The sequence below is a fragment of the Arthrobacter sp. NPDC055138 genome, from assembly GCF_053607305.1.
The window spans coordinates 1-26453 of record NZ_JBSGTH010000005.1 but is presented as its reverse complement, the minus strand read 5'-3'; the positions used below and the strand labels follow the sequence as shown (position 1 = coordinate 26453).

Annotated in this window: 22 protein-coding genes and 2 tRNA genes; 9 read left to right on the top strand and 15 right to left on the bottom strand. The window is 66.5% G+C overall.

All coding sequences use genetic code 11. The features are described from left to right. Positions 1–38: 38 nt before the first annotated feature. The 3 genes from ACWF5H_RS13215 to ACWF5H_RS13205 all read right to left on the bottom strand — a co-directional run bounded on the left by ACWF5H_RS13215 (position 39) and on the right by ACWF5H_RS13205 (position 6737). Positions 39–3344, bottom strand: coding sequence for an efflux RND transporter permease subunit (locus ACWF5H_RS13215; protein ID WP_452037405.1), 3306 nt, complete (start codon positions 3342–3344; stop codon positions 39–41). 48 nt (positions 3345–3392) lie between these two features. Further along, positions 3393–4886, bottom strand: coding sequence for a malate:quinone oxidoreductase (locus ACWF5H_RS13210; RefSeq protein WP_452037404.1), 1494 nt, complete (start codon positions 4884–4886; stop codon positions 3393–3395). 174 nt (positions 4887–5060) lie between these two features. Beyond that, positions 5061–6737 (bottom strand): ABC transporter substrate-binding protein, encoded by a 1677-nt coding sequence (locus ACWF5H_RS13205; protein ID WP_452037402.1) that lies wholly within the window; start codon positions 6735–6737, stop codon positions 5061–5063. A 127-nt stretch (positions 6738–6864) separates the two neighbouring features. Here ACWF5H_RS13205 and ACWF5H_RS13200 point away from each other — a divergent pair, with 127 nt between their 5' ends. Beyond that, positions 6865–8601, top strand: a complete 1737-nt coding sequence (locus ACWF5H_RS13200; protein ID WP_452037401.1) for a dipeptide ABC transporter ATP-binding protein — start codon at positions 6865–6867, stop codon at positions 8599–8601. Then, positions 8591–8899: a hypothetical protein gene (locus ACWF5H_RS13195; RefSeq protein WP_452037399.1), complete on the top strand. Its 309-nt coding sequence runs from the start codon at positions 8591–8593 to the stop codon at positions 8897–8899. The genes ACWF5H_RS13200 and ACWF5H_RS13195 overlap by 11 nt, the downstream gene beginning before the upstream one ends. Before the next feature lie 35 nt (positions 8900–8934). Here the strand turns inward: ACWF5H_RS13195 and ACWF5H_RS13190 are convergent, their stop codons facing one another. The 5 genes from ACWF5H_RS13190 to bcp form a co-directional block, all read right to left on the bottom strand. Continuing rightward, positions 8935–9882 carry an ABC transporter permease gene (locus tag ACWF5H_RS13190; protein ID WP_452037397.1) on the bottom strand — a complete coding sequence of 316 codons (948 nt, stop codon included), beginning with the start codon at positions 9880–9882 and terminating at the stop codon, positions 8935–8937. Next, the gene (locus ACWF5H_RS13185) at positions 9882–10883 is read right to left on the bottom strand and encodes an ABC transporter permease (protein ID WP_127511529.1); all 1002 of its coding nucleotides are present in this window, start codon (positions 10881–10883) and stop codon (positions 9882–9884) included. The genes ACWF5H_RS13190 and ACWF5H_RS13185 overlap by 1 nt, the downstream gene beginning before the upstream one ends. A 94-nt stretch (positions 10884–10977) precedes the next feature. Continuing rightward, positions 10978–12672, bottom strand: coding sequence for an ABC transporter substrate-binding protein (locus tag ACWF5H_RS13180; RefSeq protein ID WP_364650293.1), 1695 nt, complete (start codon positions 12670–12672; stop codon positions 10978–10980). A gap of 297 nt (positions 12673–12969) precedes the next feature. Beyond that, a tRNA-Leu gene (locus ACWF5H_RS13175) sits at positions 12970–13054 on the bottom strand. 98 nt (positions 13055–13152) lie between these two features. Next, a complete protein-coding gene (bcp, locus tag ACWF5H_RS13170; protein ID WP_452037394.1) occupies positions 13153–13626 on the bottom strand; it encodes a thioredoxin-dependent thiol peroxidase in 474 nt (157 codons plus the stop codon). Between the two features lie 113 nt (positions 13627–13739). Between bcp and ACWF5H_RS13165 the strand changes: the two genes are divergently transcribed. Beyond that, a complete protein-coding gene (locus ACWF5H_RS13165) occupies positions 13740–14198 on the top strand; it encodes a MarR family winged helix-turn-helix transcriptional regulator (RefSeq protein WP_452037393.1) in 459 nt (152 codons plus the stop codon). Positions 14199–14247: 49 nt separating this feature from the next. Here the strand turns inward: ACWF5H_RS13165 and ACWF5H_RS13160 are convergent, their stop codons facing one another. The 6 genes from ACWF5H_RS13160 to ACWF5H_RS13135 all read right to left on the bottom strand — a co-directional run bounded on the left by ACWF5H_RS13160 (position 14248) and on the right by ACWF5H_RS13135 (position 18354). After that, complete coding sequence (locus ACWF5H_RS13160; RefSeq protein ID WP_452037392.1) at positions 14248–15231, bottom strand: NAD(P)H-dependent flavin oxidoreductase; 984 nt, start codon at positions 15229–15231, stop codon at positions 14248–14250. Between the two features lie 272 nt (positions 15232–15503). Then, positions 15504–15576 (bottom strand) — tRNA-Lys (locus tag ACWF5H_RS13155). Between the two features lie 111 nt (positions 15577–15687). Further along, a complete protein-coding gene (locus tag ACWF5H_RS13150; RefSeq protein WP_452037391.1) occupies positions 15688–16767 on the bottom strand; it encodes a PQQ-dependent sugar dehydrogenase in 1080 nt (359 codons plus the stop codon). A gap of 3 nt (positions 16768–16770) precedes the next feature. Beyond that, positions 16771–17451 (bottom strand): hypothetical protein, encoded by a 681-nt coding sequence (locus ACWF5H_RS13145; RefSeq protein WP_452037389.1) that lies wholly within the window; start codon positions 17449–17451, stop codon positions 16771–16773. A 171-nt stretch (positions 17452–17622) separates the two neighbouring features. Continuing rightward, entirely contained in the window at positions 17623–18051 is a 429-nt protein-coding gene (locus ACWF5H_RS13140; protein WP_452037388.1) for a hypothetical protein, read from the bottom strand. Between the two features lie 147 nt (positions 18052–18198). Continuing rightward, a complete protein-coding gene (locus ACWF5H_RS13135; protein ID WP_452037387.1) occupies positions 18199–18354 on the bottom strand; it encodes a hypothetical protein in 156 nt (51 codons plus the stop codon). A 72-nt stretch (positions 18355–18426) separates the two neighbouring features. On the opposite strand from ACWF5H_RS13135, the gene ACWF5H_RS13130 reads away from it, so the two are divergent. After that, positions 18427–19344 carry a LysR family transcriptional regulator gene (locus ACWF5H_RS13130; RefSeq protein WP_452037386.1) on the top strand — a complete coding sequence of 306 codons (918 nt, stop codon included), beginning with the start codon at positions 18427–18429 and terminating at the stop codon, positions 19342–19344. 13 nt (positions 19345–19357) lie between these two features. Further along, a complete protein-coding gene (locus ACWF5H_RS13125; RefSeq protein WP_452037385.1) occupies positions 19358–19957 on the top strand; it encodes a nucleotidyltransferase family protein in 600 nt (199 codons plus the stop codon). A gap of 108 nt (positions 19958–20065) precedes the next feature. On the opposite strand, the gene ACWF5H_RS13120 is transcribed toward ACWF5H_RS13125, so the two are convergent. Next, a complete protein-coding gene (locus tag ACWF5H_RS13120) occupies positions 20066–20542 on the bottom strand; it encodes a nucleoside deaminase (protein WP_452037384.1) in 477 nt (158 codons plus the stop codon). 133 nt (positions 20543–20675) lie between these two features. Here ACWF5H_RS13120 and ilvD point away from each other — a divergent pair, with 133 nt between their 5' ends. From ilvD to ilvC, 4 genes are all read left to right on the top strand, one after another. Continuing rightward, entirely contained in the window at positions 20676–22379 is a 1704-nt protein-coding gene (gene ilvD / locus ACWF5H_RS13115) for a dihydroxy-acid dehydratase (protein WP_452037382.1), read from the top strand. Between the two features lie 398 nt (positions 22380–22777). Continuing rightward, positions 22778–24679, top strand: a complete 1902-nt coding sequence (locus ACWF5H_RS13110) for an acetolactate synthase large subunit (RefSeq protein ID WP_452037380.1) — start codon at positions 22778–22780, stop codon at positions 24677–24679. Between the two features lie 2 nt (positions 24680–24681). After that, complete coding sequence (gene ilvN / locus ACWF5H_RS13105; RefSeq protein ID WP_136786644.1) at positions 24682–25194, top strand: acetolactate synthase small subunit; 513 nt, start codon at positions 24682–24684, stop codon at positions 25192–25194. 37 nt (positions 25195–25231) lie between these two features. After that, positions 25232–26257, top strand: coding sequence for a ketol-acid reductoisomerase (gene ilvC / locus ACWF5H_RS13100; RefSeq protein WP_127511544.1), 1026 nt, complete (start codon positions 25232–25234; stop codon positions 26255–26257). Positions 26258–26453 lie beyond the last annotated feature (196 nt).

Here is a 26453-nt window from a genome sequence, read left to right as displayed (position 1 = left end):
GCGCGGTACCTCCAAGGCTCGGGGGCACCCGCCGGGATTCAGCGCCCGGCCGGAACCAGTTCTGCCTCGAGTGTATTGCGGTTGACCGTCCGGCGCTCGTGCCGGCCTTCCACCAGCCGGTACAACACCGGCACCAGCACCAGCGTCAGCGCGGTCGAGGAGACCAACCCGCCGATCACCACCACGGCCAGCGGCTGCGATATAAAGCCGCCCTCGCCGGTCAGTCCCAGCGCCATCGGCGTGAGCGCACAGATGGTGGCCAGCGCGGTCATCAGGATGGGCCGCAGCCGGCGCCGCGCACCGTGGGTGATGGCGTCCGCCACGCTCATGCCGGGCTGCCCGTCATGCGGGCGACGGTACTGGTTGATGAGGTCGATCAGCACAATTGCATTCGTCACCACGATGCCCACCAGCATCAGCATGCCGATCAGCGACGGCAGCCCCAGCGGAATCTGCGTGAGGACCAGCAGCCCAATCGCGCCGGTGGCCGCGAACGGAATCGAGACCAGCAGGATCAGCGGCTGCACCAACGACTTGAAGGTCGCCACCATGATCACGTACACAATGGCGACGGCGGCCAGCAGCGCCCAGCCCAGCTGGGCGAAGGATTCGGCCTGCTGGGTGGCCGCGCCGCCCAGGCTCGCGGTGACGCCGGCCGGCAGCTCGGTGCTGTCCAGCACCGCCGCCACCTCGCCGCTGAGCGCACCAAGGTTGTCTCCCTCCGGGGTGACGGAGACGACGGCGGTGCGTTCGCCGCCGCTGGCACTGATCGACGTCGGCACGTCGGTTTCCTTCACCGTGGCCAGATCGGTCAGCGGCACCGGTCCGGCGGCCGTCGGCAGCTCGACGTCGCGCAGTTCCTCGACGCTGGCAAAGTTGCTGCCTTCGCCGATAAGCACAGGGAAGTCGGTGGTGCCGATCCGCACGGTGCCGCCGGGCAGCGGGCTGATCGTTGACGCCAGCAGACCGGCAACCTGTTCCTCGTCCAGGCCGGCGGCCACGGCCTTGGTCCGGTCCACGGACACCTGCACCACCGGTTCGGCCGCGGACAGGTTGCTGGACGCCTCCGCGGCTCCCGGCAGTTCCTGCAGCCGTTCTACCAGGCGGTCCGACGCGTCCTGCAACTGGCCCGGTTCGCTGGCCGAGATCTCCACGTCCACGGTGCTGGAGGTGCCGAAGCCACCACCCTGCGTGCCCAGCGTGAACGTCGCGTCGCCGGGCAGCTGCTCGACGGCGGAGCGCACCTTGTCGCGCAGCGCCGCCTGGTCAATGCCTTCTTCCGTGATCACGGTGTACTGCGCCACCGAGGCGCCGGCGGAAAGGAACGTGCCCACGCCGCCGCCGGCGTTGCCCATGGTGACCTGGACGTCCTTGATGCCGTCCATGCCGGCCAGCAGTTCCTCGACCGGCACCGATGCCTCGTCGGTGGACTCCAGGCTGGACCCGGCCGGCATCTGGAGCCGCAGGCTGAAGCTGTTCTGGCCGCTGTCGCCCAACAGGTTGGTTTGCATCAGCGGGACCATGGCAACGGTGCCGCCCAGCACCAGCAGCGCCGCCACGGTGGTGACCACCGGGTGCCGCTGGGTGCCGGCGAGCACCGGCAGGTAGCCGCGCTGCAGCAGGGACCGGCGTTCCTTCTCAGAAGCCGCTTCGCGCACCGCCAGCGCGTCGGAGCGTGACTGGGGCTCCGGCGACTTGACGAACCAGTACGCCAGCACCGGCACGATCGTCAGCGACACCGCGAGCGAGGCCAGCAAGGCCAGCGCCGTGGTGACGGCGAAGGGGCGGAACAGTTCACCGGCCAGATCGCCGACGAATGCGATCGGCAGGAAGACCGCCACGGTGGTCAGCGTGGAGGCGGTGATCGCGCCGGCCACTTCGCGCACGGCGGCCATGATGGCGTCGCGCTTGGCTTCGCCGTAGTTCAGGTGCCGCCTGATGTTCTCGACCACCACGATCGAATCGTCAACTACCCGGCCGATGGCGATGGTCAGCGCGCCGAGAGTGAGGATGTTCAGCGAGTAGCCCAGCGCATTCAGGCCGATGAACGTGGCCAGCAGTGAGAGCGGGATGGAAATCGCGGTGATCAGCGTGGCGCGCACCGAGAGCAGGAAGACCAGAATGATCAGCACCGCGAAGCCCAGCCCCAGCAGCCCCTCGGTGGTCAGGTCCTTGATGGACTTCTCGATGAAGGGAGCCTGGTCGAACACTGTGGTGATCTGCGCGCCGTTGCCCAGCTCGGCCTCCAGCTCGGGAAGCATGTCCTTGACCGCGTGCGAGATGGCCACCGTGTCGCCGTCCGGCGTCTTGGTGACGGCCAGCGCCAGCGTCAATTCCCCGTTGGTCCGCGTGATTGAGGTTTGGTCGTCGTCGGCAATGGACACCTTGGCCACGTCGCCGATGGTGGCGAGAGCCGCCGGTGCTGCCTCCGGTTGCTGGCCGGGCTGGGCCTGGCCGGGCACTGTGTCAGGGACCGGAACTTGGCCCTGGTCCGCCGGGTTGCCCGGCGGAGCCGGCTGGCCTTGGCCCGGGAACTGTCCCGGTGCCTGGCCCGCCGTCCCCGGTGAGGCAGGGGCGGAAGGCTGCTCCGCCGTCGTTGTGTCAGCGGGGGAGAGCGGCAGGTTCTCGATGGCTTTCAGGCTGTCCAGCGGACTCCCGATCTGCACCGAGAGGCTCTTGCCGTCCTGTTGCACGGCCCCGGCGGGGACCAGTCCGCCGCTGCTGGCGAGGCTGTCCACCACAGCGGAAACGCCGACGCCTGCCTCCGCCATGGCATCGTCGTCCGGCAGGATGGCGATGTGCCGGCCGGGGCCGCCGGAGACTTCGGCGCCGCGCACGCCGGCGATGTTCTGCAGCCGGGGCACGGTCAGCCGGTTCAGCTCGGTGCTCAGCTCGCTCAGGTCCACATTGGAGCCGACAGCCATGAAAACGATCGGGAAATCGTCGATGCTGCCGGCCAGCGACAGCGGCGAGACGTCGTCGGGCAGCTGCTGGCGGACGTTGGAAATGGCGCGGTCCACCTGGCTCCGGGCACGGTCCAGGTTGGTGCCGTAGACGAAGGTCAGGTTGACGGTGGAGAACCCCGTGCGTGACACCGCCGAGGAGGATTCCAGACCCTCCACGGCGGTGAGTGCGCGTTCCAGCGGTTCGCTGACCTGCTTGTCCACCACTTCCGGGGACGCGCCGGGCATGGAACTGACCACAGTGACCCGCGGAAATTCCAGCGAGGGGATCAGTTCCTGCTTGAGCGAGCCCATGGTGATCACGCCGAAAACGGCCACGAAGACCGTAATCAGCGCGATCAGCGCCCGGTTCGCCAAGGACAGCGTTGCCAGCTTGTGCATGGGATGTAGCTTAGTTTGTCAGGGCCGGACCGCCGCAACGGACCGGTGTCAGGCCAGCTCGAGCACCTTGTTGGTCTCGGCGGTGATTTCGGCCAGCAGCGATTGGTTCTCGTTCAGCTTGGCGCCGTAGCCGGGGATCATTTCCTTCAGCTTGGGCTCCCAGCCCTTGAACTCCAGCGGGAAGCAGCGTTCCAGCAGGCTGATCATGATCGGGGCCGCGGTGGAAGCGCCGGGGGAGGCACCCAAGAGGGCGGAAATGCTGCCGTCGGCGGAGGCGATCATCTCGGTGCCGAACTGCAGGGCGCCGCCCTTCTTCGGGTCCTTCTTGATGACCTGGACCCGCTGGCCGGCGGTGATCAGTTCCCACTGGTCGCCCGCAACCTCCGGGTGGAAGGCACGCAAGGCCTTGTTCTTGCCCTCGCGGGTCTTGAGCACCTCGGTGACCAGGTACTTGACCAGGCCGAAGTTGTCCTTGGCCACGGCCAGCATGGGGATCAGGTTGGACGGGCGCACGGACAGCGGCAGGTCCAGCAGCGATCCGGTTTTGAGGAACTTCGGCGAGAACCCGCCGTACGGGCCGAAGAGCAGGGAGCGCTTGCCGTTGACGAAGCGGGTGTCCAGGTGCGGCACGGACATCGGCGGGGCGCCCACGGAAGCCTGTCCGTACACCTTGGCGTTGTGGGCGGCAATGACGGTTTCGTCCGTGCTGCGCAGGAACTGGCCGGACACCGGGAAACCGCCGAAGCCCTTGGACTCGGGGATGCCCGAGCGCTGCAGCAGGTGCAGCGCGCCGCCGCCTGCGCCGATGAACACGAAGCGGGCGTTGACCTTGGTCTTTTCCCCGGTGGCGTTGTTCTTGACTTCCAGCGTCCAGCGGCCATCCGTGTTGCGGGAGACGTCCAGCACCCGGTGGCCGTAGTTCAGTTCGACGCCGTTGGCGGTCAGGTAGCTGGCCAGCTTGCGGGAGAGCGAGCCGAAGTCCACATCGGTGCCGCCGGTGACGCGGGACGCCGCCACGCGCTGCTGCGGGTCGCGGCCAGCCATGATCAGCGGGGTCCACTCGTTGATGGTGGCGTGGTCTTCGGTGAACTCGATCTGTTCGAACAGCGGTTCGTTCTTCAGTGCCTCGTACCGGCGCTTGAGGTAGTTCGCGTGGTCATCGCCCCAGACAAAACTCATGTGCGGGAGCGGGTTGACGAATTCCTTGGGCGAGGAGATGTGGCCCTCGCGGATCATGTGCGACCAGAACTGGCGCGACACATGGAACTTCTCGTTGATGCCCACAGCCTTGCCGGTGGCAACGGATCCATCGGCGGCGGCTGGGGTGTAGTTCAGTTCGCAGAGCGCGGCGTGCCCGGTTCCGGCGTTGTTCCAGGGGTCGGAGGCTTCCATGCCAACCTCGTCCAGGTTCTCGAACAGGCTGATGCTCCAGTCCGGCTGCAGCTGCTTGATGAAGGAGCCGAGGGTGGTGCTCATAATGCCGCCGCCAATCAGCGCGACGTCGACGTTGTTGGATGATCCCGAGGGGGTGTTTGCAGTCAACTTCAATCTCCAATAGCAGCTTTGCCAGCATTCAGAAGCCTAGCGCGATGCCACAGCGAGACTAAAATTTGTTGTCTCCGTTGTGACCCAATAGACAGACGCAGCCGGGGGTGGCGTAGTAAGGCAGCGGTAAAACTGCGCGGTAAGCCGCTGCGGCAGCAGCCTCACCCCAGTTTAGGCCGGGCCCAGCTGAATCAGATTGTAGACCTCGTCCAGCAGCGGGCTGGCCGGGTAACTCTCCACCCGGGGCCCCATGGCCAGCGCCGAAATCGGGAACGCCAGCGGCACGGCGGGGACCGCTCGGGCCAGCTGCTCGTTGATGCTGTAATAAGCCTCGACGCGGTCTTCGCCCTCCGGCAGGGTTTTGGCACGGGCAATCTTGCTGCGGACCTGCGCGCTGTCGTAGCCGAACTCCAGCGACTTGCTGCCGAACAGCGGACCCACAAAGTTGTCAGGGTCGCGGTAGCTGCCGCTGAGGCCGGCCAGATGCAGGGCATGGTCGTCGCTGCCTTGGACCGCCTCCAGATAGCCTTCATCCCACGGAACCGGCATCGGTTTGATATTGATTCCGACGGCGGTGAGCTGCCGGCTCAGTTCCCCGTACACCTTTTCGGGGGTGGGCAGGTAAGCCCGCGTCACGTCGAGCGGATAGTAAAAGGTGAGTTCGGCGCCGTCGTACCCGGCCTCTGCCAGCAGTTGCCGCGAACGTTCCGGGTTGTACTCGTAGTAGGTGATGGTCTCGTTGGTCACGCCCAGGCTGCGCGGGATGAATTGCTTGGCCTCGGTGGTGCCTTGCAGGTAGAAACTGTCGATCAGCGTCTTCCGGTCGATGGCGTGGGCGATGGCTTGGCGCATGGTGATGTCTTTCAGCCCGTCGGCAGCCTGGTTCATGCCCAGGTACGCCACCGAGAACGGGTCGCGCTGGAGGACCTGCATGCCGGCCCGGACCAAGTCCGCATAGGTGGCCGGGGTGACCAGATCGTAGCCGTCGATCTCCCCGGCCTGCAGCGCCCGCAGCCGGGCGGCCGGGTGCGGCAGTGTCTTGAACACCACGGTGCGCACGGCGCCGGCCGCTCCCCAGTACGCGTCGTAGGCGGAGAGCACCACGCGGTCCTGCTCCCAATTGGCGAAGGCGAACGGTCCGGTGCCCACCGGCGCCAGTCCGTAGCGGGAGACCTTGTTGCCGCTGCGTTCCTCGGTCAACCGGTCGGCCCGCCCGGCCTTGAGCGCGGCGGGCGATGAGATGGCGAAGGCCGGCATGGCCAGCGAAGCCACCAGCCCGGTGAACCGGCGCCTGAGGTTCAGCTGGACCTCCAGTTCGCCCACCACCTCGCAGCTTTCGTAAAGCGACTCGGCCTCATCGCTGGCCAGCGCGCCGAAGACGGAGCGGAAGGCCAGTCCGCCTTCCACCGGCTGGGCGTCCTCCGGGAGCCGATACCAGCGTTCGAAGTTGGTGCGGACCGCTTCGGCGTTGAACGCGGTGCCGTCGTGGAAGGTGACGCCTCCACGCAGCCGGAAGCGATAGGAGCGGCCGTCATCGGACTCGGTCCATTCGACGGCCAGCCGCGGTGCCGGCACACCGGTGGCCGGATCCACGCCGATCAGGGTTTCCAGCATCTGCCGGGTCACCCGGTACGACTCGGTGTCCAGTGCCAGCGCGGGATCCAGCGTCACTGGAGCGGCGGCGATTCCCATCGAAAAGGTGGTGTCCTCGGGCGATGCCGTCGGCGCGGCAGCCGCCGTCGAGGAGGGGGCGGGCCGGCTGGGTTCCGAGGTGCAGCCGGCGAGCAACACAGCCGCTGCCGCTGCGCCGGCCTGCAGCACAGTGCGGCGCGCGGGAAGTGGTGTCACGCTTCGGGCTCCTCGGGGCAGGCTTGGATGATCCTCAAGTCTAAGCGACGCCTGTCCGGGGCCCCGAGCAGCGAAATCCCGATGAGAGATAGGCCACATCCGGTGTGGGATGGGGCAGGATGGACACATGACCGAACATGTCGACGACGCCGCGCTGCTCGAAGTCAGGGATCTGGCCGTTTCGTTCCGCACGACCTACGGGGAAGTCGCCGCGGTGGAGGGCGCCTCGCTGCGCTTGGAACAGGGCCAGACGCTGGCGATCGTGGGTGAATCCGGTTCCGGGAAGTCGACCACGGCCATGTCATTGATCGGCCTCCTGCCGGGCAACGGCCGGGTGACCGCGGGGAGCATCCGGTTTGACGGCCAGGAGCTGGTGGGGCTGCCGGAGCAGCGGATGCGGGCCATCCGCGGTCGCCAGATCGGCCTGGTCCCGCAGGATCCAATGTCCAACCTGAACCCGGTCACCAGAATCGGCTCGCAGGTGGCGGAGACGCTGCTGGTGCACGGGATGGCGACCAAGCGTGACGTGGACCGGAAGGTAGTCGAGGTGCTGGAGGCGGCGGGACTGCCCAACGCCAAGGAACGCGCCAAGCAGTACCCGCATGAGTTCTCCGGCGGCATGCGCCAGCGTGCCCTGATCGCCATTGGCCTGGCCTGCCGGCCGCGGCTGCTGATCGCCGATGAGCCGACCTCGGCCCTGGACGTGACCGTGCAGCGCACCATCCTGGACCAGATCGACTCGATGACCCAGGAATTGGGCACGGCCGTGCTGCTGATTACCCACGATTTGGGACTGGCAGCCGAACGCGCCTCCGAACTGGTGGTGATGCACCGGGGCACGGTGGTGGAGGCCGGGCCGGCGCGGCAGTTGCTGGAGGACCCGCAGCACCCCTACACCCGGTCGTTGGTGAAGGCGGCGCCCAGCGTGGCTGCCGTCCGCCTAATGCCGGGCGCCTATACGTCCAGCCCCGAGGCACGGGCCGACCGCGCCGAAAAGGTGTTTCAAAACCACGAGCACAACCACGACGCCGGGGCCACCTCCCACCGGACGGCTCCGGACAACATCGTGGAACTGCGCGACCTGACCAAGGTGTACAAGATCCGCGGCCAGACCGAGGATTTCTACGCCGCAAGGAACGTCACCCTGGACGTTCCGCGCGGACACACCGTGGCGATCGTCGGCGAATCGGGCTCCGGCAAGACCACTACGGCACGGATGCTGCTGAAGCTGATCGAACCGACCAGCGGCACCATGTCCTTCGACGGCATGGACGTGGCCACCCTGACCAAGCCGCAGCTGCGGGAGTTCCGGCAGCGGGTGCAGCCGGTGTTCCAGGATCCGTATTCGTCGCTGAACCCGATGTTCACGGTCGAACGGATCGTGGACGAGCCGCTGTCCACCTACAAGCGCGGCAACTCCAGGGAACGCGCCGCCCGGGTCCGCGAACTGATGGACCAGGTGGCCCTGCCGCAGAGCATGCTGCGCCGCTATCCGTCCGAGCTCTCCGGCGGCCAGCGCCAGCGCGTCGCGATTGCCCGGGCGCTGGCGCTGAAGCCGGATTTGATTGTCTGCGACGAGCCGGTGTCCGCCTTGGACGTGCTGGTCCAGGCGCAGATCTTGAAGCTGCTCGGCGACCTTCAGTCGGAGCTGGGGCTGAGCTACCTCTTCATCTCGCATGACCTGGCCGTGGTGCGGCTGATCTCCGACTTCGTCTGCGTGATGAAGGACGGCGAACTCGTGGAGGCGGCCAGTTCGGAGGAAGTCTTCACCAATCCGCGGCACCCCTATACCCGGCGGCTGCTGGCCTCCATCCCGAGCAACGAGCTGGACATCGAGGCGGAGGATCCGGAGATTGCGTCCTAAGCCAGCCGGACCCGGTTCCACTCCGGAGCCTGAGGATCACCGCCCGGAAGGTTTTGGCTTCCGGACCGGGGTGCGGAGCGCTGCCGTCGCCACCGGCTTCGCAGTCTTCGTGCTGGTGATCGGCACCGTGCTGGTGGCCTTCGGTGCCATCATCTTCGCGGGGGAAGGCCAATGGGGCGCCGTCTGGCTGCTGGTGCTGCTGGAACTGTTCTTTATCGCGGGCTTTGCGGCCATGCTGCACATGGCCCGCCAGCGCCGCCGCGACGGCGGGCAGCCGCCGGCCACGCGGACCCGCTGAATGCATTCAGCCGGCCCGCGTCGTCTTCGCGGCGGCTACCTGGCCCGGGTCTTCGGATCCAGCGCTTCGCGCAGCGATTCACCCAGCAGGGTGAAGCCCAGCGCCGTGATGGCGATGCAGAGGCCGGGCAAGAAGGCCAGCTGCGGGGCGATGCCGAGTTCGGCCTGGGCGTAGGTGAGCATCCGGCCCCATTCGGCGGTTTGCGGCCGTCCGCCGCCCAGACCCAGGAAGGACAGTGCGGCGGCGTCGATCACGGCGGTGGCCAGCGTCAGCGTGGCCTGCACGATCACCGGGCCCAGGCTGTTGGGCAGCTGGTGGTTGATGATGATGGCGCCTCGGCTGAGGCCCAGCGTTTGCGCGGCCAGCATGTAGTCGGCGCTGCGTTGCGAAATCATCGACGAGCGCAACAGCCGGGCGAAGATCGGCACCTGCGCCACGCCGATGGCGATCATGACCGCGAAGGCCCCTTGGCCCAGGATGGCCGCAATCGACACGGCCAGCAGCAGGTTCGGCACGGAGAGCAGGATGTCCACGCAACGCATGATCGCGTTGTCGATCTTGCCGCCGAAGCCGCCGGCAATGATGCCCAGGAGCATGCCGCCGATCAGCCCGATGGCCGTGGACATGACGCCGATGACCAGCGACGCCTGGGCGCCCCAGATCAGCTTGCTCAGCAGGTCGCCGCCAAAGCGGTCCAGCCCCAGCGGGAAGCCGTCCACCTCGCCGAAGCCCGGAATGTGGGTGGGCGTGATGTAGGTGCGGCCGGGCAGCTCTTCGCCGCCGTAGCGGGCCAGCAGCGGGGCCAGCAGCGCCACCAGCAGGAACAGTCCCACAATGACCGCGCCGGCGATGGCCTGGGGGTTCTTGCGCAGCCGACGGAAGGCGTCCTTCCAGAGGCTGGTGCCGCCGGTGTCCCGGACAACGGGCGCCGGTGCGGCCACGTCGGTATCGCCGCCGGGCTGGGGAGGAAGAGTAGTGCTCATCAGACACGCACCCTCGGGTCGATGACGCTGTAGGAAACGTCCACCAGCAAATTGATCAGCGAATAGATTAAGGCAATGAAAATAATGAACCCCTGCAGTACCGGATAGTCCAGGTTGAAGATGGCGTCGCGCAGGAACCTGCCGATCCCGCTGAAGGCGAAGACCGTCTCGGTCAGCACCGCACCGGAGACCAGTAGCCCCAATTGCAGCCCAATCGTGGTGGTCACCGGCAGCATGGCATTGCGCAGCACAAAGCGGTTGCGGATGGTTTTCTCTTGCAGCCCCTTGGCTCTGGCCGTGCGGACGTAGTCCGCGTTCTGGACCTCCAGCACAGAGGCCCTGGTAATGCGGACAATGATGGCCAGCGGAATGGTGCCCAGCGCGATGCCTGGCAAAACCAAATGCATGAACGCGTCCCATGCCGCGTCCCATTCGCGGGTGAGGATGCCGTCCAACACGTAGAAGTCGGTCACGTGCGTTGCGTCGATGCGCGGATTCTGCCGCCCGTCGGTGGGGAACCAGGGCAGCTTGATGGCGAACATCCATTTGAGGATGAAGGCGAGGAAGAAAACCGGAACGGTGATGCCGATCAGCGACAGGACCACCGAGGAGTGGTCCGGCCATCTCCCGTAGTTCTTCGCTGCCTGGTACCCCAGCGGAATCCCGATTCCGACGGCGAAGATCAACGCCACGATGGTCAGCTCGAGCGTTGCCGGGAAGCGGGTGCCGAATTCTTCAAGCACCGGCCGGCCGGTCAGGATCGAGGTGCCGAAATCGCCTTGGAGCAGCTTGCCCATGTAGACGAAGTACTGTTCGATCAGCGGCCGGTCGAAGCCGTAAAGCTCGTTAATCCGTGCCACGGCATCGGGAGTGGCACGGTCGCCTAACAATGCGGTGGCCGGGCCGCCGGGCAGGCTGCGCACCCAGAGGAAGAGCAGCAGCGAGAGCCCGATGAGCGTCGGGATGAGCAACGCGATGCGTTTGCCAATAACTCTGAGCACAGTATCCTTCCGGCGCCCGGGGGAGGCACCTCGTCCTGTTGCTGTGGGGGTGGAAACGCCGGGACCCGCACTGGGCGGGCCCCGGCGGCGGGACTTACTCGGTCAGTTTGATCGTGTTGAACACCTCGTCATTGACCGGGCTGGCCGGGTAGGACTCCACCCGGGGCGCGAAGGCGAGTGACGGGGCCGGGTGCGCCAGCGGAATGGCCGGGACGTACTCGGCGATGTCCGCGTTGATCTCCTCGTACAGCGGCGTCTGCTCTTCCACCTTGCTGGTGCCGCGGGCCTCGGCCAGCTTGTCGAACAGTTCCTTGTTCTCGAACCCGAACTCCGGCTTCTCCTGTCCGAAGAACACGCCGACGAAGTTGTCGGTGTCGTTGTAGTCGCCGGTCCAGCCCAGCAGGTGGATGCCGTGGTCGTCGCTGGCCTGGACCTTGTCCAGGTAGTCCGGCGCCCACTTGTCCGGCTGTGCCTTGATGGTGATGCCCACTTCCTCCAGCTGGGCGCTCACATTGGTGAACACCTGCTCCGGCGTCGGCATGTACGGGCGCGAGACGCCCGTCGGGTAGTTGAACTGGAGCTCCAGTCCGTCCGCGTAGCCGGCCTCGGCCAGCAGTTCCTTGGCCTTCGCCGGGTCATAGGGGTAGGTGGTGACGTCCTCGTTGTAGCCGTTGACCATGTCCGGCACAAACTGCGAGGCAACCTTGGTTCCCTCGGGTAGCGTCTGCTTGACCAGCGCGTCCTTGTCGATCGCGTAGGAGATTGCCTGGCGGACCTTGAGGTCGGAGAGCGCCTTCACCTTCTGGTTGAGGCCCAGGTAGAGGATGGTGAACGGATCGCGCGGAACAATCTTGAAGCCGGCGTCCGCCAGCGCCTGGGTGTCGGCCGGGGCCACTAGATCATAACCGTCGATCTGTCCGGCCTCCAGGGCCTGGCGCCGGGCGTTCGGGTCGTCGATGATCCGGAAGATGATCTTGTCGATCTGTCCGCGGTCGCCCCAGTAGCCGTCGAAGTAGGAGAGCTCCAGCGACTGTCCGGCCTCCCAGCTGTCGAACTTGAACGGTCCGGTGCCCACCGGATGTCCCTCGGCGTATTCGCTCAGTACCGGAGCCTCGGCCGAGCCGCCCACCTCATCGGCCTTGAACTCTTCCATCGCGGCGGGGCTCTGCATGGCGAAGGCGGGCAGTGACAGTGCCGCAATGAAGCCGGCGAACGGCTTGGCCAGCTTGACGGTCACTTCCGTGTCGCTTGCGGCTTCGCAGGAGTCGTAGACGGCGGTTTCGGGGGAGTCGGAGTAGCCCTTGAAGAGCGACCCATAGTAGTAGCTGACCGCCTGGGACTGCTGGACGCCGGTGAAGTTGTACCAGCGGTCGAAGTTGAAGCACACCGCATCGGCGTTGAAAGCGGTGTCGTCGTGGAACTTCACGCCTTCCTTCAGCTGGAAGGTGTAGGACAGCCCGTCGTCGGACGCTTCCCAGGACTCGGCCAGCAGCGGTGCGGGATCGGCCGTGCCGGGCTCCACGCCCACCAGGCCCTCGAAGATCTGGCGGCTCACGCGAAACGATTCGCCGTCGCTCGCGTACGCCGGATCCAGCGATTTCGGATCGGAGGATGCGGCGAAGACAAACGTCGAGTTGACCCCGCCCTCGCTTTCGGCGTCCGTTCCGCCGCCGCGCTCGCTTGCGGCACAGCCGGACAGGAAGAGTGCGCCGGCGGCCAGACCGGCTATAGCGGCTGCGGTGCGCCGGCCTCGGCGCGGGCCACCTGAAGTGGTGCCAGTGAATGACATGGACTGCTCCTCGTGGACGTGAGGTGGGGCGCCGACCGTGTGTGCGGCGACCGGCGGAGCCGCGCTATGGCACGGCTCCGCTTGATGAGAGCTTAGTCACATGAAAGATCGAAAGCATCGGTTTCACGTTCTGGCGCGGGACAAAAGCATCACAATTTGGTGACAGTGCCCCTTAAGTACGACGGCGGTGCGCACCTTCCGTCCGGCCGGCGCCGGCGCGGGGGCGGGCACCTGAGCGGCAGCGGCGAAAAAACCGAAGAGCCCCGCAGCGTTTGGGCTGCAGGGCTCTTCGGAAGGTGGTGCGCAAGGCGGGACTTGAACCCGCACGTCCGAAGACACTGGAACCTAAATCCAGCGCGTCTACCAATTCCGCCACTCGCGCATCTGCTCCGGGCCTGACTCCGGCCGATCTGGAACAGCCATTAGTCTACCGGCATCCAGCCAGGCCTTCGGCAGGCGCCCGGCCGTCTAGAAGCGGGCCTAGTTGTCCAGGCCGAGGTCGCGGCGCAATTTGGCCACGTGTCCGGTAGCGCGCACGTTGTACTGGGCCAGCGACACCTTGCCCGCGGGATCCACCACGATCGTGGAACGGATCAGGCCCTCGTAGACCTTGCCGTAGTTCTTCTTTTCTCCCCAGGCCGCGTAGGCCTCGGCCACGGCATGGTCTTCATCGGAGAGCAAGGGGAAATTCAGTTGCTCGTTGTCCGCGAATTTCACCAGCTTGGGAAGCGGGTCGGGCGAAACACCCAGCACTGCGTAACCGGCGCTCTTTAAGGACTCGAGGCTGTCGCGGAAATCGCAGGCTTCCTTTGTGCAGCCCGGTGTGGAGGCGGCCGGATAGAAGTAGACCACAACGTTTTGGCCACGATAGTCGGCCAGCGAGACATTGTTGCCCGCCGAGTCCTGAAGCGTGAATTCCGGGGCGATGTCGCCGGTAGACAGTCGTTCGGCCATAGGGCAGCTCCTTAGCAATTCGGGTTCCAGCACCAGCATAGCCAAGTCGGCCCTCGGCCTGCCCGGACATCGTACGTATACTTGTGGGCATGCCGGATTTGAAAAATTGGCCGATGCCACGGTTGCTCTCCACCGCCGCGCGGTTGGTGGAGCATGAGTGGAACGACAAACTGGCCGGCCTCGGACTAACCCATGCCGGTGTCATCGCCCTAGAGGTGCTGGCAGCTGACGGCGAAATGACCCAGGCGCAATTGGCGAACCGGGTGCGCGTTCAGGCTCAGACCATGGGTAAGACTCTGGGCCGGCTCGAAGTGCACGGGCACATTGTCCGGGCACGCAGCGAGGTGGACCGGCGGCGGCAGATCGTCCAGATCAGCGACGAGGGGCATCTGGCACTCAAGCAGGCCGCCGAGCTCGAGCGGCTGCTCAGCAGTGGCAACGGCGACCAGATGGAAGAGCTCAAGGAACGGCTGACCGTCATCATCCGCAGGCTGGGCAACACCCGTTTTGGCATCGGCGCGGGCGAACCCATCGACGTCGTCGAACTTGAGAAGTTTGAGGACGGCGACTAATCCGCCGCATAACCTACGGCTTGGTTGTTCACCAGCGCTGGCTCTGGCTTTACCAGCGGGACACCGACGCCCTCAGGTAGGTCCGGAACCCGGCTAGATCCGCCACTACGTCGGCGGCAGATTCCCCGCCGTGCGTGAGGCCTGCAGATTGGCCGGCATAAACGGGAGCCTGGGCCACATCCGCATCACGGCGTGCGGCCTCGACCGTCTCCGTGATCGAGGGCGATGCAGCTACCTCGCCCTGCAGCGATTCAAGGTCGTCGGCCCAACGCTCGCTGAACCGGTTGCGTAACGCGCGGCCGCCGAACTCGGCGGGCCACGCCAGATGCTGGGCAATGTCGAACGCGCGGGTGTAGACCGTGTCATCCGTGCCCGCGCTGGCGATGGCTTCCTTGACCTTGGCGGGGCTGATGGATTCGGTGCAGGCCGCGAACCGGGTGCCGATCCACGCCCCCTGCGCGCCGGCCGCCAGCACAGCCGCCACCCCGCGCGCCGTGGCGATCCCGCCGGCGGCCAGTACGGGCTTGTCGGTCTGATCCAGCGCCAGCTGCAGCAGCGGCAGGGTCGCCACTTCGTTGCGGCCGTGCCCGCCGCCTTCGCTGCCGCGGACCACAACGACGTCGATGTCCCCTTCCAGCGAACGCCGCAGATCCGCGGCGTTCCCCACCTGCATGGCCACCAGCGAACCGGCGTCGCGGGCCATCGTCGCGGCCGCACCGGGATCGCCGAAGCTGACACAGACCAGATCCGGACGGTGTTCCAGCACCACGCGCAGTGGCTCCAGCGACTCCTCCAGTACCCACGCCATCAGCCCCGCACCCCACGGCTTGCCCGAAGCGGCTGCCAAGGCCAGTTCGCGCTCCAGCCAGTCGGAGGCCACGCCGCCGCCGATGCCCACCATGCCCAGTCCACCGGCCGAGGAAACCGCCGCAGCCAGGCGGCCGCCGGCGGCCCCTGCCATCGGGGCATTGAGCAGCGGTTGGGCCAGGCCAAGGCGGCCGCATAAATCATCTGAAGCTGGGGAGGGGCTCATGCTTTCGGATTCACGTCGGTGCCAACCGTTCCGGATGTGAGCACCGGCTCCGGAATGTCCTCGGTCCTGATGTCCTTCTGGTCGTAGTAGCGGGCAGCTTTCATGACAGACTCCTCCAACGCAGGCTGGACCTTCATCCTAGTGACGATGGGCAGCTTATTGAATGGCGATCGTCCTACCGCGAGAGCGAGGGCAACTTTCCCTGGGCGCCTCGGGGCAAAAAGAAACCCCGCCCGACTCAGCTTTTCGCTAAGTCGGACGGGGTTAGTCTGTGCACCCCCCGGGACTCGAACCCGGAACCCATTGATTAAGAGTCAATTGCTCTGCCAGTTGAGCTAGAGGTGCATCTGTTGGTGAAGGTTTCAGCATCGGTTTCCCTCTGCTTTTTCCCTCGCAACGACATGTAACTCTAGCAGGACATTTCCGCGAAAGTGAAATCGAGAGGGCCTTTGTAGCCTACTTCACAGGAACGGACAGCATCCGGTCGTTCTGGGTGCCGTTGGTCAGCACCCAGAGCCCCCCGTCCGGAGCCGCCGCAACGTCGCGCAGCCGACCATAGGTGCCCTCATAAAACGCTTCGGGCTCGCCGGCATCGGTGCCGTCCAACTCCACCTGCCACAGCCGCTGGCCGCGCAGCGCCGCGACCCACGCCGTGCCGTCCATCAGAGCCATGCCGCTGGGGGACGCGTCCGCAGTGGACGGCCAGACCACCTTGGCGTCGATGAAGCGATCGTCGCCCGGGGCACCGGTCACCTCCGGCCAGCCGTAGTTGCCGCCCGCCTCGATCAGGTTCAGTTCGTCGTCCCGGTCCGGACCGAACTCCGTGGCCCACAGCCGGCCGTCCTCATCCCATGCCAACCCTTGCACGTTGCGGTGGCCGTAGCTGTACACCGGGCTGTCGCCGAACGGGTTGCCGGGCGCGGGGTCTCCCTCGGGAGTGACGCGAAGGATTTTGCCGCCGAGCGAGGAGCGATCCTGGGACCGGGAGGACACAGCGGCGTCTCCGGTGGCGATGTAGAGGTAGCCGTCAGGGCCAAACTTGATTCTGCCTCCGTTGTGGTTCCCGGCTTTGGGAATTCCCGTCACAACCTCCCGCCCGTCGCTTAGCTGGCCGTCTTTCCAGCGGTAGCTGACCACGCGGTTGTCCTCGGGGGAGGTGAGGTAGACGTAAAGCCGCGCATCGGCGTCGAAGTCCGGGCTGGGCTCCAGCCCCAGTAAACCTCCCTCACCGGTGGTTTCCAGCGGCGACTCCACGGGCACGGCGCTCACGGTTTCGCCGTCCACCACGTGCTTGATCAGGCCGGTGTCGTTCTCCGAGATGAGGGCGCTGCCGTCGGGAAGCACCGCGATGGACCACGGCTCGTCCAGTCCCGAAGCAGCCGTGCCCACCTCCGGGGCGGACGCTGCGCCGCCGTCGGTGTTCGGCGCTCCATTGACGCCGCCGGTGCACCCGGCCAGGACGGTGGCCAGCACCACCGCCAGCCCAAGCCCGGCGTATCGCGGCCGCTCGGCGCTGTCTTTCCTATCGGCGTCCACGCGTCATCCCCTTCGCCGGTCCGGCCCATCTCCGTTCTCAGCCGCGACGGACGGTTCGATGACCGCTTCGCCCGCATAGCCGAGCCATTCGGTTTCATCGTAGAGCGGTTCAGCCGTAGGCGGCGCCTGCTCGGCCACCGCGTCCTCGACCTCGGCCGGCGGCGGTTCCTCCGCCCCGGTGCCCTGCGCGGTGATAGCGCCGCTGGCGCCCGGGGAGTCGGGCATCGTCTCTTCCACCATCATGTCTTCGTCGGCAGCTGCGCCGCCGACCTCTTCCTCATACATGGCGTCGGCGACGTGCTCCTGACGGTTGCCCGAGTCCCCGAGCGGACGGTCGGCGTCCGTGTCGCGTGCCTGCCGCACCCGGTCACGAGCCGCGTCCGCGGGGCCCGCCGGTGAACTGTGCGACGGCGGCGCCTGGCTCGCCTGGGCGGTCGCGGCCGTCGCTGCGGCCAGCTGCTCGGCTGCGGGGAGTTCGGGCTCTCCAGCGGACCCTCGATCAGCCGCCGGCTGGCTGCCCGCCACGGGATTCTGGCTGGCTGCATCGGAAGTGCCGTGCGGGGGATTGGTCGCGTGGGCCAGTGCCCCGGCCTCAGTGGAACTGGAGTTGCGGGAGAACAGCCACCACAGCAGGGCGGCAACGATCATGACGACGACGACCCCGATGACCCATATCCAGTCCACGGACTTCACCTTCCAGTTGATGGTTATGGTGCAACTGGTTTCGACGTTACGTGCGGGGGAGAGCGGTGTCCATAGAGCCGGCAGTGCGGTCCGGAGGGCTGGTCCGGGTCGAGTCCAGCCCGGAAAAATGAGGTCCCGAGCGCCGCAACTTACGCGCTGGGAACGGCGGGGCTAGGCCCGGAAGATCAGCTCCGCCATGAAGCTGTGGAAGTCGGGCTGGTCCTCGGACTGGTCGATGATGCGCCCCTCGCCGGGCAGTTTGCCTTCGGCCTGCACGCCGAAGCGGAACGTCTTGCCGGTGCTGGTGCCGACTTCGTATTCGCCACCACCCAGCTGGACGGCGTGGGACAGGTTGGTCATGTTGATGGCCACGGGAATTCCGTCGGCCGTCAGGCCGGTGCCGTCGAACGGGGCGATGACCAGTTCCTGCGGCCGCCAACGGTAGCCAATCACGTAGCAGTGCCCGGTGCCGCCGCCCGGTGCCTCCTGCAGGTTGTCTTGGCGGGTGCTGCCGAAGACCAGGTTGTAGTCGCCGTAGTTGGGAATCTGGGAGTCAAAGATGGCGCTGAGCGCGTCTTTGAGTTCGTCGCTGGTGGGCATAGTGGCCTTCGGATCTGCGGAATGGCTGGTCGGCGGCGCCTGCGGCCGCGGAAGCGAATATTGCTCCCGGCCAGCCTAGGGGGCCGGACCCACAAAAAAGCGCCTGGCCCTTGTGGTGCCCGGCGCTCGGTTGCGGTGGTGGAAAGGTCAGACGGCGTCGACTGCTTTCACCGGCATGGCCGCGTGATCGGTCTCCCACCCGTGGCTGCGAGGGACCGGCCCCAGGTCACGGCGAACAACGACGGCGAGGCGCGCCAAGACGGCGGCCATCCCCATTACGATCATGGCTGTTGAGACTGTCATGCCACTATTCTCAACTGCGCGGACCGTCAAGTTCAATCTAACGTTACTAAGCACACTATGTAGGATCGCTTTATGGACATCAAGCGGCTCCAGATTCTGCGGGAACTCGGCGACCGGGGGTCGGTCGTTGCGACGGCGGCTGCGATGAAGGTCACAGCTTCGGCGGTGTCCCAGCAGCTCAAGGTGCTGCAGGAGGAAGTCGGCGTCACGCTGGTGGAAAAAGCCGGCAGGGGAGTGCGCCTGACCGAAGCCGGACTGGCGATGGCGGCGGCTGCCTCGGACGTGTCTGCCGCGATGGAGCGGGCGCAGGCCACCGTGGACGGCTACCGCAGCGGCTGGCAGAACCAGATCCGTGCCGCGTTTTTTCCCAGCGCGGCGGAGATGTTCCTGCCAGGCTTGATGTACCGGCTGCAGGAAATCGAGGGGCTGCACTTCGAGCCCTGCATGGAGGACCCCTCCGTGGACGGCTTCTTGCGGCTGGCGGCCGACTATGACCTGGTGCTGGCGCACAGCCAGCAGGGCGTGGAGGCCTTTGCCCGGAGCGGCATCACCGTGCTGCCCCTGCTGGATGAGCCGCTGGATGTGGCGATGCCCGCCGGGCATCCGTTGGCCGCATTTGACGCCCTCAAGCCCGAGGACGTGGTGGCCTATCCGTGGATCGGCGTGCCCCCGGGTTTTCCTTTTGAACAGGTGTTGCGGCAGATCGAAGCACGCACCGGCCGGCTGGCCAAGCGGACCACGCGCTACGCGGATCTGCGCGTCATGGAGGCCATGGTCGCGGCCGGACACGGGCTGGCCATCGTGCCGCGGTTCACCGCCCGCAAGGCGCAGACGGCCCGCGGCTTCGTGATGCGGCCGCTGGAGGGAATCCGCGCCAGCCGAAGCATTGTGGTGTTGGCCCGCAGCGATGTGGCCGAACGCAGCAGCGTGCACCGGGTCATCGGCATGCTGCAGCAGGAAGCCGCGGCGATTGCCAGCCAGCAGGGCTGAGGGAGCGGACCAGATGGAGGCGCCTGTCCTTGGGGTGCTCTTGGCAGCCGGCGCCGGGCGGCGGTTGGGCCGCGGACCAAAAGCGCTGCTGGCTGGCTCCGACGGCGTGCCGCTGGTCCGGAAGATCGCGGACGTGCTCCGGCACGGCGGCTGCGCCAGCGTGGCGGTGGTCTTGGGCGCCGGCGCGGCCGAGGTGCAAAGGGCCACGGATCTGGCCGGCTGCGCGGTTCTGGTCAACGAGCAGTGGAGCGAAGGCATGGCACGTTCATTCCGACTCGGCGTGCAGAACGCGCAGCCGGAGCAAGCGGTGCTCGTGGCGCTGGTGGACCAGCCCGGCATCGGCCCGGAACTGGTGGCCCGCCTGATTCACGCGGGGACCCCGGGCCGGATCACCGCCGCAGGCTATTCCGGCCAGGACGGAAAGCTGCACCGCGGGCATCCGGTGCTTTTCGCGCCCGGCTTGGCGGTCCAGGCAGCAGAGCAGGCAACGGGAGACGCCGGTGCGCGGCCCTTCTTGTCGGCGCACCCCGAGCTGGTAGACCTAGTGGACTGCTCGGATCTGACCGACGGCGGCGACATCGATACGCCGTCGGAGCTCGGCCGGCTCGGTTAGCTCCCGCCGCGGCTAGATCTCGGGGACCGGATCTCGATGCGGCCGCAAGCGGCCTTACTCGATCACCGGAGTGCGGTCCACGGGCGGTGTTGCTCGATCACCGGCGGGTCAGTACTCCACTTTGTTGGGCAGCCGGTCCCAGAGCCGGAACGGTGCCAGGTAGTCGGTCGTTTCGTAGCCGTCGCGGACCACCGGCATGAGCTTCTTATCGCCCTCGGGGCCGAAGTAGTCGTAGAACAAAGCATCGTCAAAGCCGGAGCTGGCGGCGTCGTCGCGGTCCGCGGCATAAACAACCCGCTCGATTCGCGCCCACAGCGCGGCGGCCAGGCACATAGGACATGGCTCGCAGCTGGAATACAGCACCGCACCGGACAGGTTGAACCCGGTCTCCGCGGCGGCACGGCGGATCGCCACCACTTCCGCATGCGCCGTCGGATCGTTCGTGGCGGTCACGCGGTTGACCCCGTCGAAGACCTGGCCGTCCCGCGTGACCACCGTGGCGCCGAAGGGGCCGCCGGACTTGCCGACGTTCTCCACGGCGATTTCAACGGCGCGGGCCAAGTACTCGTTGCTTCCGGCATTCATGGGCGCAGACTAACAGGCCAGCGTGGCCAACACCACAGATAGTGGCACGCCGAGGGTGTCTAGGCCGCGGCGGTGAGGCACCGCCGTCGTAATATGCCCTGAACACTGCGGCGCGGGTCATAGAATCAAACCCATGAGCGCGGACGTAACCCCTGATATCAAGCCCCGTAGCCGGGTAGTCACCGATGGCATCCACGCCGCTCCGGCGCGCGGAATGTTCCGAGCAGTGGGAATGGGGGACGACGACTTTGCCAAGCCGCAGATCGGCGTCGCCAGCTCCTGGAACGAGATCACCCCCTGCAACCTTTCCCTGAACCGCCTGGCCCAGGGCGCCAAGGAAGGCGTGCACGCCGGCGGCGGCTTCCCGATGCAGTTCGGCACCATCTCCGTCTCCGACGGCATTTCGATGGGCCACGAAGGCATGCACTTCTCGCTGGTCTCCCGCGAGGTCATCGCGGACTCGGTTGAAACCGTCATGCAGGCGGAGCGTATCGACGGATCGGTGCTGCTGGCAGGCTGCGACAAGTCGCTGCCCGGCATGCTGATGGCTGCGGCCCGGCTGGATCTGGCTTCCGTCTTCCTCTACGCCGGTTCCATCATGCCCGGCTGGGTCAAGCTTGAGGACGGCTCCGAAAAGGAAGTCACCCTCATCGACGCGTTCGAAGCCGTCGGGGCGTGCGCTGCCGGCAAGATGAGCATGGAAGACCTCACCCGCATCGAAAAGGCGATCTGTCCCGGCGAAGGTGCCTGTGGCGGCATGTACACCGCCAATACCATGGCGTGCATCGGCGAGGCGCTGGGTATGTCCCTGCCCGGCTCGGCCGCGCCGCCCTCCGCCGATCGCCGGCGTGACGAATTTGCCCGCAAGTCCGGCGAGGCGGTGGTAAACCTGCTCCGCTTGGGCATCACGGCCCGCGACATCATGACCAAGAAGGCGTTCGAGAACGCGATCGCCGTCACCATGGCCTTCGGCGGCTCCACGAACGCCGTGCTGCACCTGCTGGCGATCGCCCGCGAAGCGGAGGTGGACCTGACGCTCGAGGACTTCAACCGGATCGGCGACAAGATCCCACACCTGGGTGACCTCAAGCCGTTCGGCCGCTACGTCATGACCGACGTGGACAAGATCGGCGGCGTGCCGGTCATTATGAAGGCGCTGCTCGACGCGGGCCTGCTGCACGGCGACTGCCTGACCGTCACCGGCAAGACCGTCGCCGAAAACCTCGAGGCGATCAACCCGCCGGATGTCGACGGCAAGATCCTGCGCGCGCTGGACAACCCGATCCACAAGACCGGCGGCATCACCATCCTGCACGGCTCCATGGCCCCGGAGGGCGCCGTGGTCAAGAGCGCCGGCTTCGACGCCGACGTCTTCGAAGGCACCGCCCGCGTGTTCGAACGCGAGCAGGGTGCGCTGGACGCGCTGGACAACGGCCAGATCAAGGCCGGTGACGTGGTGGTGATCCGCTACGAAGGTCCCAAGGGCGGTCCGGGCATGCGCGAAATGCTGGCCATCACCGGTGCGATCAAGGGTGCCGGGCTGGGCAAGGACGTGCTGCTGCTCACCGACGGCCGGTTCTCCGGCGGCACCACCGGCCTCTGCATCGGCCACGTGGCGCCGGAAGCGGTCGACGGCGGTCCGATCGCCTTTGTGCGCGACGGCGACCGGATCCGCGTGGACATCGCGGCCCGCAGCTTCGACCTGCTGGTGGACGAGGACGAGCTGGAAACCCGCAGGGTGGGCTGGGAGCCGCTGGCACCCAAGTTCACCACCGGCGTGCTGGCCAAGTACGCCAAGCTGGTCAAGTCCGCCTCCACCGGCGCGTACTGCGGCTAAATCGCGTAAGTTCAGCGGCAGTACGGCATCCCAAAGATGCCGTACTGCCGCAGAACCACGACGGCGGTGCGCGCCCAGCGCGGGCCGCGCACCGCCGTCGCAATCAGGGGGAGTCCATGTTTTGGACGCAATTGCCCAAATAATGAGACGCTGATGTCTCAGGTTGACACTGGTATCCGCGTGGCAGAAACTGAAGCCATGCAAAGCGTATCCGTGGTCGTCCTTATCAAGCGCGTGGCGTAACGCCCGTCTGGTTCGACCACGTCACGCGCTAAACCCCATCGGAGCCAACCGGCTCGACGGGGTTTTTTTATTTGCAGAAGAGCACAGGGCCTTCTTCCGCTCGCGGAAGACGGCAAGCACATCGCCAGAACGTAAGATCCGCAAAGGAAAATCCGATGACTAAGGGATCGCCAATCAGCCCCTCGCTGATGGCCAACAAGGCGCCGGCCGTGGCCGACGCCGCCAAAACTAAAGATGTAGCTGCCTCTGTCTCTTCCGTCGTGGACGGACTCAGCCCGGTAGTCGGGCCGAACAACATCGTGCCGCCCACGGAAATGACCGGCTCACAAGCCGTTGTCCGTTCGCTGGAAGAACTGGGCGTCGATGACGTCTTCGGGTTGCCAGGCGGGGCCATCCTCCCCACCTACGACCCGCTCATGGATTCGGCCAAGATCAACCACATCTTGGTCCGTCATGAACAGGGTGCAGGCCACGCCGCACAGGGATATGCCATGGTCACCGGCCGCGCCGGCGTCTGCATTGCCACCTCCGGTCCGGGTGCCACCAACCTGGTCACCGCCATTGCCGACGCGCACATGGATTCGGTGCCGATGGTGGCGATCACCGGGCAGGTGTCCTCGGCCGTGATCGGCTCGGACGCGTTCCAGGAAGCGGACATCGTCGGCATCACTATGCCGGTCACCAAGCACTCCTACCTGGTCACCAAGGCGCAGGACATTCCGCGCGTTCTGGCCGAAGCGTTCCACATTGCCACCACCGGCCGCCCCGGCCCGGTGCTGGTGGACATCGCCAAGGACGCCCAGCAGTCCATGATGACGTTCTCCTGGCCGCCGAAGATCGACCTCCCCGGCTACCGCACGGTGGTGCGCGGGCATTCCAAGCAGGTCCGCGAGGCGGCCAAGCTGATCGCCGCGGCCGAGCGCCCGGTGTTCTATGTGGGCGGCGGCGTCATCAAGGCCCACGCCTCGCAGGAGCTGCGTGAATTGGCCGAGCTGGTGGGTGCCCCGGTGGCCACTACGCTGATGGCCCGCGGCGTGTTCCCGGATTCGCATCCGCAGCATGTGGGCATGCCCGGCATGCACGGCTCCGTCTCCGCGGTGACCGCGCTGCAGCAGGCCGACCTGCTGATCACTCTGGGCGCCCGCTTCGACGACCGCGTCACCGGCGTGCTGAGCACCTTCGCCCCGGGCGCCAAGGTGATCCACGCGGACATTGACCCGGCGGAAATCTCCAAGAACCGCCCCGCCGATGTGCCGATCGTTGGCTCCGTCAAGGAGATCATCCCGGAGCTGGCCGACGCCTGCCGCGAGCGGTTCGCCGCCGAAGGCACGCCGGACCTCTCCGCCTGGTGGGCCATGCTGGACCGGCTCCGCGAAACCTACCCGCTGGGCTTCGCCGAACCGGACGACGGCCTGGTGGCCCCGCAGCAGGTGATCCAGCGGATCGGCGAGCTGACCGGGCCGGAAGCCGTCTATGTTGCCGGCGTGGGCCAGCACCAGATGTGGAGCGCCCAGTTCATCAAGTACGAACGCCCGCACGCCTGGCTGAACTCAGGCGGCCTGGGCACCATGGGCTATTCGGTGCCGGCCGCGATGGGCGCCAAGGTGGGCAATCCGGACCGGGTGGTCTGGGCGATCGACGGCGACGGCTGCTTCCAAATGACCAACCAGGAACTGGCCACCTGCCGGCTGAACAACATCCCCATCAAGGTGGCGGTGATTAACAACTCCTCGCTGGGCATGGTCCGCCAGTGGCAGACCCTGTTCTACGACGGCCGGTACTCCAATACCGACCTGAACACCGGCCACGACACCGTGCGCGTGCCGGACTTCGTCAAGATGGCCGACGCCTACGACTGCGTGGGCCTGCGCTGCGAACGAGTGGAGGACATCGACGCCACCATCCAACAGGCGCTGGCGATCAACGACCGTCCGGTGGTGATCGACTTCGTGGTCAGCCCCAACGCGATGGTGTGGCCGATGGTCCCCTCCGGCGTGAGCAACGACCTCATCCAGATTGCCCGCGACATGACCCCCGAGTGGGAAGAGGAGGACTAGGCATGGCCCGCCATACCCTTTCAGTGCTGGTGGAGGACGTCCCGGGTGTGCTCACCCGCGTCGCCAGCCTCTTCGCCCGCCGCGCGTTCAACATCCATTCTCTGGCCGTCGGCCCCACGGAAGCAGACGGGTTCTCCCGCATCACCGTGGTGGTCGAGGCCGAGGGTGACCTGCTGGAGCAGGTCACCAAACAGCTGAACAAGCTCGTCAACGTCATCAAGATCGTCGAGCTGGTTCCCGAAACTTCCGTGCAACGCGACCACATCCTGGTCAAGGTCCGCGCGGATGCCGCAACACGGCTGCAGGTAACCCAGGCAGCAGATCTGTTCCGTGCCTCCGTGGTCGACGTGTCTACCGACTCGTTGGTTGTGGAGGCCACCGGCACCGCCGATAAGCTCGAGGCCCTGCTTGCAGTGCTGGAGCCGTTTGGCATCCGCGAAATAGTCCAATCCGGAACGCTGGCCATTGGCCGCGGCTCCCGCTCCATGAGCGACCGCGCCCTGCGTTCCGCCTGATTCCCTTCCACGAAACCCCCAACAGGAGAAACCCAAAGTGACTGAGCTGTATTACGACGACGACGCCGACCTCTCGATCATCCAGGGCCGCAAGGTCGCTGTCATCGGTTACGGCAGCCAGGGCCATGCCCACGCCCTGAGCCTGCGCGATTCCGGCGTGGACGTCCGCGTTGGCCTGGCCGAGGGCTCCAAGTCCCGCGCCAAGGCCGAGGCCGAGGGCCTCAAGGTCCTCTCCGTGGCAGACGCTGCCGCCGAGGCCGATGTGATCATGATCCTCACCCCGGACCAGGTCCAGGCCAAGGTCTACGCCGACTCCATCGCGGACAAGCTCGAAGAGGGCAACGCCCTGTTCTTCGGCCACGGCTTCAACATCCGCTTCGGCTTCATCCAGCCGCCGGCCAACGTCGACGTCGCCCTGGTTGCGCCGAAGGGCCCGGGCCACATCGTGCGCCGCGAGTTCGAAGCCGGCCGCGGCGTGCCGGACCTGATCGCCATCGAGCAGGACTTCACCGGCGGCGCCAAGGCGCTGGCCCTGTCCTACGCGAAGGGCATCGGCGGCACCCGCGCCGGCGTCATCGAGACCACCTTCACCGAAGAGACCGAGACCGATCTGTTCGGCGAGCAGGCAGTGCTCTGCGGCGGCGCCTCGCAGCTGGTGCAGTACGGTTTCGAGACCCTGACCGAAGCCGGCTACAAGCCGGAGATCGCCTACTTCGAGGTGCTGCACGAACTGAAGCTGATCGTCGACCTGATGGTCGAGGGCGGCATCGCCAAGCAGCGCTGGTCGGTCTCCGACACCGCCGAGTTCGGCGACTACGTCTCCGGCCCCCGCGTGATCACCCCGGAGGTGAAGGAAAACATGAAGGCCGTCCTGGCCGACATCCAGAACGGTTCCTTCGCCAAGCGCTTCATGGACGACCAGGCCAACGGCGCCAAGGAATTCCTGGAACTGCGCCAGAAGGGTGAGGACCACCCGATCGAGGCCACCGGCCGCGAACTGCGCAAGCTGTTCTCCTGGATCAAGTCCGACGACGACTACACCGAGGGCGTCGCAGCCCGCTAGTCCGTGCCACGGCCGGCGCCCGCTGAGGGCGCCGGCCGTCACTTTTTTGCCTTCCCGGGGGGGCCGGGGGGGGGGGGGAGGTTAGGCGGGGGGGGGGGGAGGGAAACGATGTAAGGTGAGCCCGAAATGTCGGGGGTGGCATAGGGTGGCGCGTCGGCACAGGCCGGGGCGCGCGCAGAGCCGGGGTCGACGGCAT